This window comes from Arthrobacter sp. 10T413_2 (genome assembly GCF_056394205.1).
In genome coordinates, this window is sequence record NZ_JBFTHK010000047.1 from 21,810 (window position 1) to 28,781 (window position 6,972).

Below are 6,972 nucleotides of genomic sequence, written 5' to 3' on the forward strand. Positions count from 1 at the left end.
GGGTGCTGGGCAATCTGGCGGGGCGCACTGGCTCCCCGTCAAGTCTAKGCCTGCGGCGTTGCGTGGCTGGTCAGGATGCGTTCAAGGGCTTCGAGGAAGGCTGTGGTTTCCGTCTCAGTGCCCGCAGTCACGCGAAGGTGCCCCGGGATGCCGACGTCGCGGATGAGGACGCCGGCGTCCAGCAGGGCCTGCCAGACGTCGTGCGGGTTCTCCAGGCCGCCGAAGAACACGTAGTTCGAATCGGAAGCCGCCGGCTTGAGGCCCAGGCGGGTCAGCTCGGACACGATCCGGTCGCGCTGGCGCTTGATGTCCTCGACGTCGGCCATGAGGGCCACACKGTGGCGCAGCGCGGCCAGGGCCGTCGCCTGCGTGATTGCAGACAGGTGGTACGGCAGACGGACCAGCCGCAGGGCGTCGGTGACCTCCGGAGCCGCGGCCATGTACCCGAGCCGCGCCCCGGCGAGGGCGAAGGCCTTGCTCATGGTGCGCGAGACGATGAGCCGCTCCCGGCCGGGCAGCAGGGTCAGCGCGCTGGGCGTGCCGTCGTGGGCGAACTCGTGGTACGCCTCGTCGACGATCACGATGCTCTGGCTGGCCTCGCCGGCGTCATAGACKGCCTCGACGACATCAAGGCCCAGTCCGGTACCGGTGGGGTTGTTCGGGGAGCACAGGAAGACAATGTTGGGCTGCAGCTCCCGGACCTGGCGGGCAGCCGATTCCGCGCTCAGCCCGTAGTCCGCCGCGCGGGCGCCAACAATGTACTCCGTGTCCGTGCCGGCGGCSAGCAGTGGGTACATCGAGTATGTGGGAGGGAAACCAAGGGCCGTCCGGCCGGGGCCGCCAAAGGCCTGGAGGATTTGCTGAAGTACTTCGTTGGAGCCGTTCGCGGCCCAGATGTTCTCCGCGCCCAGACCGTGGCCAAGGTACTCGGCCAGGGCTTCCCGCAATTCGGTGAACTCCCGGTCCGGATACCGGTTCAGCCCGGCTGCGGCGGCGCTGACAGCCTCGGTGATAGCGGCGCGGACGTCGGCCGGAACACCATGGGTGTTTTCGTTGACGTTGAGCAGAATGGGGACGTCCAGCTGGGGTGCGCCATACGGTCGCAGGCCGCGCAGATTGGTTCGGAGGGGCAGTCGGTTGAGGCGCTCAAGCTGGTCAGTCACGTGACCAGTTTAAGTGGAAGCGGGACGGGCGCTGAAACTGTGACGCCCGGGACGGACGCCGGCGGTACCTACTTGGACGGAACGAACAGCTGCTGGCCCGGCATTACACGCGCGGCATCAAGGTTGTTCAACTGCACGATATCGGCCACGACGTCACGGGGATCGCGTTCCGGCGCCACGGTCCCCGCAATGGCCCAGAGGGACTCCCCCGGCTGGACTGTCACGGAAACAGTGGGGGTCACATTGAGCTGGTCTGCGGAATCCGCCGCCTTGGCAGGAGCGGTAAGGAATCCGCTGAACGACAAGATGAGCGCTGCCAGCAGGATTAGCGGGATCCCGAAGAAGACGAACCGTCCGCGCCGGGTGAGCCGCAGCGGCGCCTGCTTCGGCTGCCGGGTGACCTCGCGGTCCGTAACGCTGTGATCAAAAGTGCTGTGAAACGCGCTTGATGCTGACATGAACTGAGCCCTCCTGGACCATACGGTGCCGCCCGGCGTACTCCACGTACTCGCCGCCAACCGACCGAACCTTCGAACATAGAACCGAAGAATGCGCCCGAGTCGAAAATCCTAAATCGAACACATATTCGAACTTTGCTAGTTCTGTTTTAGCACTTAGTAACGAACGATGTCGAGACTCGCTAGAACAAATGTTTGAAAAAGCTCTGCCGCTGGCCTACTTTTGAGGGAAAGAACAACAGCTTGTGAACTCGTTCATCGGCAGTTGATCAGGAGGGTCTGACATTTCAGGCCGGAAGTTCCCGGTGACAGCAGCCACGGCGGCCGGGTGGAACGGAAAGGCGTTGGCGAACATGGCAGCACCAGCCACCGGCGGCCGGGCCGGCTCACGGAGCGCCCAGCCTGCACGGGCCCCCAAGAGCCTGACCGTCCGGCAGAAGAAGATCCTGGAAACGATCCAGCGCTCCGTCAGTGACAACGGCTACCCGCCGTCCATGCKCGAAATMGGCGACACCGTCGGACTCGCCAGCTTGTCGAGCGTTACCCATCAGCTGTCCCAACTTGAAAAGCTCGGGTACCTGCGTCGGGACCCAAAGCGTCCACGGGCCATGGAAGTGCTCATGCCGCTGACCCTGGACGAGGGGACGAGGGCCATTTCGGGCGTCGAGAAGTCCAGCGGCCTTCGCGCCGTCGGTGGTCTCTCCGTGACCGAACTCGCCAGCGCCACCGACACGGCAATGGTGCCGTTTGTCGGACGCATCGCGGCCGGCGGACCGATCCTCGCCGACCAGGTGGTGGAGGACGTCATGCCGCTGCCGCGCCAGCTGGTGGGCCACGGCGAACTCTTCATGCTCAAGGTGGCCGGCGACTCGATGATCGATGCCGCCATCTGCGACGGCGACTGGGTGGTTGTCCGCCGCCAGGGTGACGCCGTGAACGGCGACATCGTGGCCGCGCTGCTCGATGATGAAGCAACGGTCAAGACGTTCCGCCAGCGCGACGGCCACACGTGGCTGCTGCCGCAAAACACCCAGTACGAGCCCATCCTCGGCGACCACGCCGTGATCATGGGCAAGGTCGTCTCGGTGCTCCGCTCCCTGTAGCCACCCCGTGGCAGGCCTCCCGGGGTAGCCATCCCCGGGACGGCTACCAGGGGCCGGAGCCGCGGCTCCGKCCCCTGCTTTTAGTTCTTTCCGGAGTCCTTCGCCAGCCGCTTCAAKGCGGCCAYGGCGATCGAAGGATCCGTGGTGGGCCAGAACGGCGGAAGCGCGGCGCGGAGGAACMCGCCGTAGCGCTCCGTGGACAGCCGCGAATCCAGCACCGCCACCACCCCCTTGTCCGAGGTCGAGCGGATCAGCCGGCCGGCGCCCTGCGCCAGGCGGATTGCGGCGTGCGTGGCCGAGACGGACATGAAGCCGTTGCCCCCGGCCTGCGCCACCGCACGGGAACGTGCTGTCATGAGCGGGTCGTCCGGCCGCGGGAACGGAATCCTGTCAATGACCACCAGGCGGCAGGACACTCCGGGAACGTCGACGCCCTGCCACAGGGACATCGTGCCGAACAAACATGTGTCCGGCTCGTCGGCAAACTGCCGCACGAGCGCTGTCATGCTCGACTCCCCCTGGCACAGGATGCTGAGGCCCAGCCGCGGCCGMATCGCCTCGGAGGCCTCCTCCGCCGCCCGCCGGGAGGAAAACAGGCACAGGGCCCCGCCGCCGGAGGCACGGATCAGTTTCTCGAGTTMGTCCAGGGCCTCCGGGGACGAGCCGCGGCCGGGCTTGGGCAGGTGCTGGGCGACATAGAGGATGCCMTGCTTCGGATAGTCGAAGGGGGACCCGACGTCGACGCCGGTCCAGCTCGGGGCGCCGCTGCCGACCAGACCGAGGCCTCCGGCGGCCGGCTCGAACGCCGCCCCGATGGCGAGCGTGGCCGATGTCAGTATGACGGTGTGGTCCGCGAACAGTCCTTCACGCAGCCGCCCCGCGACGCTCAACGGGGCCACATTGATCAAGGCCGGCGCGGTCTCGTCCGGCTGGGAGTAACCCTGCGCCGGGTCGAAGCTGCTATTGCGGGAGAACCACACGACTTCGCGGTTTTCCCGCGCGGCCAGGAGGCGTTCGCAAAGTTCCAGGATGACCATGAGGCGGGACCGGGCGAGCTGGCGACCGCCGTCGGCCGTCGTGGAACTGTCCCCCTTGGAATCGGACAGCGCGGCGCGGCAGGCGTCGCGCAACTGGTCGATGCAGTCGAGCTGCTCGGTGTTCAGGCCGTTGGGCATCAACCCGCTGGGGACGCCTTCGATGGCGAGCTCCAGGTGGGAGGCGGCATTGTTCAGGGCGTCCACGGTGATGCCTGTGTGCTTCCGGGCCCCGGACGCAGCGGCGTGGACCATCGCGACGGAGAGCTGGCCGGAGACTGCGCCTGTGACGCGGTCCTGCAGTTCGTGGGCCTCGTCCACCACCACGACGTCGTACTCGGGCAGGACCGCCAGGCCTTCGAAGGCGCTGACGGCGAGCATGGCGTGGTTGGTGACCACGACGTCGGCATCGGCGGCGTTCTGCCGGGCCAGTTCACTGAAGCATTCGGCCGCGAGCGGGCACTTCTGCGCGCCGAGGCACTCCATGGACGTGACGGAGACCTGCCGCCAGGCCCGGTCCGTGACACCGGGCATGAGTTCGTCCCGGTCCCCCGTGGCCGTCTCCTCCGCCCATTCGCGCAGGCGCACCACTTCCTTGCCGAGCTGGGAGGACGGCCCGCCCAGCGCGGCGGCAAAGTGCGGCACGGATGTGTCCTCGCCGAGGGAGAACAGTTGCCCCTCGGACGGTTCCTCGGACGGGAAGCCGCCCTCGATCTTGTGCCGGCACACGTAGTTGGACCGGCCCTTCACCAGGGCAACCTTGACTGGCCGCTCCAGGGCCGGGGTGATGGTCTTGAGCAGCCGGGGCAGGTCGCGGCCGACAATCTGGGTCTGCAGTGCCAGGGTCGCGGTGGAGACCAGAGTGGGCTTGTTGCTGGTCAGGGAATGGGCGATCAGCGGAATCAGGTACGCCAGTGACTTGCCGGTGCCCGTGCCGGCCTGGACCAGCAGGTGGTCGCCGCTGTCGATCGCGCGCGCCACCTGCCGGGCCATTTCGTGCTGGCCGTCTCGGCTCTGGCCACCCATGCCGGACACGGCACGGTCGAGCAGCTCAATCACGAACTCCTCGCCGGCCCCGCCGGCCGAGTTGCCGGACGCCGTGTTGCCGTCCGCGGCGTCCTCGCCCGTCGCTCCGTCGGCCGGTTCCGCGTCAGCGGCCCCGGCGTCCGAGGATCCGGCCTTGGCTTTGGTAACCGCAGCCTCAGTCATTGCTGATGAAGGGATCCAGTTCAGCGGCGAGTCCTTCGCGCACCATCACCACGGCCCGGGTGCCGGTTTCCTCGTGCTCGAGGCTGAGGATCTCGGCATCGGTCTCGTGGAGCTTGTTGAGCAGATCGCCGCGGTTGTACGGGATCAACAGCTCAAGCTTCACGCCGGGGCGCGGAATGCCGTCACTGATGGCTTTGAGCAGTTCCGGGATGCCTTCACCTGTGCGTGCCGAGACCACCACGTGGCGCGGTTCGCGCTGCTTGAGCCGTTCGACCACAAACGGGTMGGCGGCGTCGGCCTTGTTCAGGACGATGATTTCCGGAACCTTGCGGGCGTCGACTTCGCTGAAGACTGCCCGGACTGCGGCGATCTGGCCTTCGGGGTCGGGGTGCGAGACGTCCACGACGTGCAGGATGAGGTCCGAGTCGGCCACCTCTTCCAGGGTGGAGCGGAATGCTTCCACGAGCTGGGTGGGCAGCGAGCGGACGAATCCCACGGTGTCCGCCAGCGTGTAGCCGAGGCCGTMAGCGGTTTCTGCCTTGCGCACGGTGGGGTCCAGGGTGGCGAACAGGGCGTTCTCCACCAGCACCCCGGCGTCGGTCAGGCGGTTCAGGAGCGAGGACTTCCCGGCGTTGGTGTAGCCGGCGATCGCTACTGACGGCACGGCATTACGACGACGGTTGGCGCGCTTCGTTTMCCGGGCGGGCTTCATAGCGGCGATTTCGCGCCGCAGCTTGGCCATGCGGGTGCGGATCCGGCGGCGGTCCAGTTCGATCTTGGTTTCACCGGGACCACGGGAACCCATGCYGGYGCCGGCGCCGCCCACCTGGCCACCGGCCTGGCGGGACATCGACTCGCCCCAGCCGCGCAGGCGCGGGAGCAGGTATTCGAGCTGGGCCAGTTCCACCTGTGCCTTGCCTTCCCGGCTCTTGGCATGCTGCGCGAAGATGTCCAGGATGAGCGCGGTGCGGTCGATGACTTTGACCTTGACGATGTCCTCCAGGCCGCGCCGCTGGGACGGGGCGAGTTCGGCGTCGACCACTACGGTGTCGGCGCCCGTGGACATCACGATGGCTTTGAGTTCCTGCGCCTTGCCGGAGCCGAGGAAGGTCCCGGGGTCGGGCTTGGCCCGGCGCTGGACGAGCCCGTCCAGGACCTCAGAGCCGGCTGTCTCAGCGAGGGCCGCAAGTTCACGCAGGGAGTTCTCGGCGTCGGCGAGGGTACCTTCGCTCCAGAGTCCGGCAAGGACCACGCGTTCCAGGCGCAKCTGACGGTATTCGACCTCGGTGACGTCCTCGAGTTCGGTGGACAGGCCCGCCTTGCGGCGCAGGGCKTGGCKTTCCTCGAGGTCCTGCTGGTCGCCGTCGAAGTTCGTGTACACGTCATCCAGGCGCGAGATGGCCTGTGCCGTGCCGAACACCGCCTTCTGGCCGCCGGCACTCGTGCCGGCCGCGTCGTTGGCTCCGGTGCCGCGGCCCGCATTCGGGGCAGGGGTGTCCTTGGAGAGGATCCGGTCGATAACAGCCTGGATCTCCTCAGGGCTCATGTCCTGGGCGGCTGAATCGGGTCCGGTGTTGGGCTGGCTGGTCATGGTCTCCTTTAGGGGTTCGGCTATTTCAGAATAGTGCCGATTGGTGCTCTGTGGGGCGGTATTCGCGCTGGGCTGACGGCGAGGGGTCATGCAGGCCTCCTGGAATGCCCGCGGCAACGGTCCCGGGGGCAGGGCTGGCTCCGGACGGAGCGCTGGCTGGGTAAAGAGAACAGCTAGGTGAAGAGATCGGCTAGGTGAAGAGAGCGGCTTGGTGAGAGAGGCGCCCGAGGCGCCTGGCTGCGGGGAACGCAGTGAGGTAATTGCCGTCCGCCGGGCCGGCCCCGGAATCGGGCCAGGCACGGTGTCAAGGAAAGAAGGGCCACCGTCAAGGCGTTGCCGAGAAAAGCGGTTGGATTCCAAGTGTTTCGTGCACCTGCCGGCGAGATAACTCGACATGGCGATGGGGCACTGAGC

General features: G+C 67.1%; 5 protein-coding genes. 1 reads left to right on the plus strand and 4 read right to left on the minus strand.

All coding sequences use genetic code 11. The annotated features are described in order from the left end of the window. Window positions 1-44: 44 nt before the first annotated feature. Together AC1DBQ_RS10040 and AC1DBQ_RS10045 are read right to left on the minus strand one after the other, a co-directional pair. Complete coding sequence (locus AC1DBQ_RS10040) at window positions 45-1,163, minus strand: histidinol-phosphate transaminase (RefSeq protein WP_476928357.1); 1,119 nt, start codon at window positions 1,161-1,163, stop codon at window positions 45-47. Window positions 1,164-1,231: 68 nt separating this feature from the next. Then, complete coding sequence (locus AC1DBQ_RS10045) at window positions 1,232-1,621, minus strand: LysM peptidoglycan-binding domain-containing protein (RefSeq protein ID WP_476928358.1); 390 nt, start codon at window positions 1,619-1,621, stop codon at window positions 1,232-1,234. 353 nt (window positions 1,622-1,974) lie between these two features. Here AC1DBQ_RS10045 and lexA point away from each other — a divergent pair, with 353 nt between their 5' ends. After that, window positions 1,975-2,724 (plus strand): transcriptional repressor LexA, encoded by a 750-nt coding sequence (gene lexA, locus AC1DBQ_RS10050; protein WP_476928359.1) that lies wholly within the window; start codon window positions 1,975-1,977, stop codon window positions 2,722-2,724. A gap of 80 nt (window positions 2,725-2,804) precedes the next feature. On the opposite strand, the gene AC1DBQ_RS10055 is transcribed toward lexA, so the two are convergent. Continuing rightward, the gene (locus AC1DBQ_RS10055; protein ID WP_476928360.1) at window positions 2,805-4,967 is read right to left on the minus strand and encodes an ATP-dependent DNA helicase; all 2,163 of its coding nucleotides are present in this window, start codon (window positions 4,965-4,967) and stop codon (window positions 2,805-2,807) included. Beyond that, window positions 4,960-6,558, minus strand: coding sequence for a GTPase HflX (hflX, locus tag AC1DBQ_RS10060; protein WP_476928361.1), 1,599 nt, complete (start codon window positions 6,556-6,558; stop codon window positions 4,960-4,962). Before hflX ends, AC1DBQ_RS10055 begins: the two co-directional genes overlap by 8 nt. Window positions 6,559-6,972 lie beyond the last annotated feature (414 nt).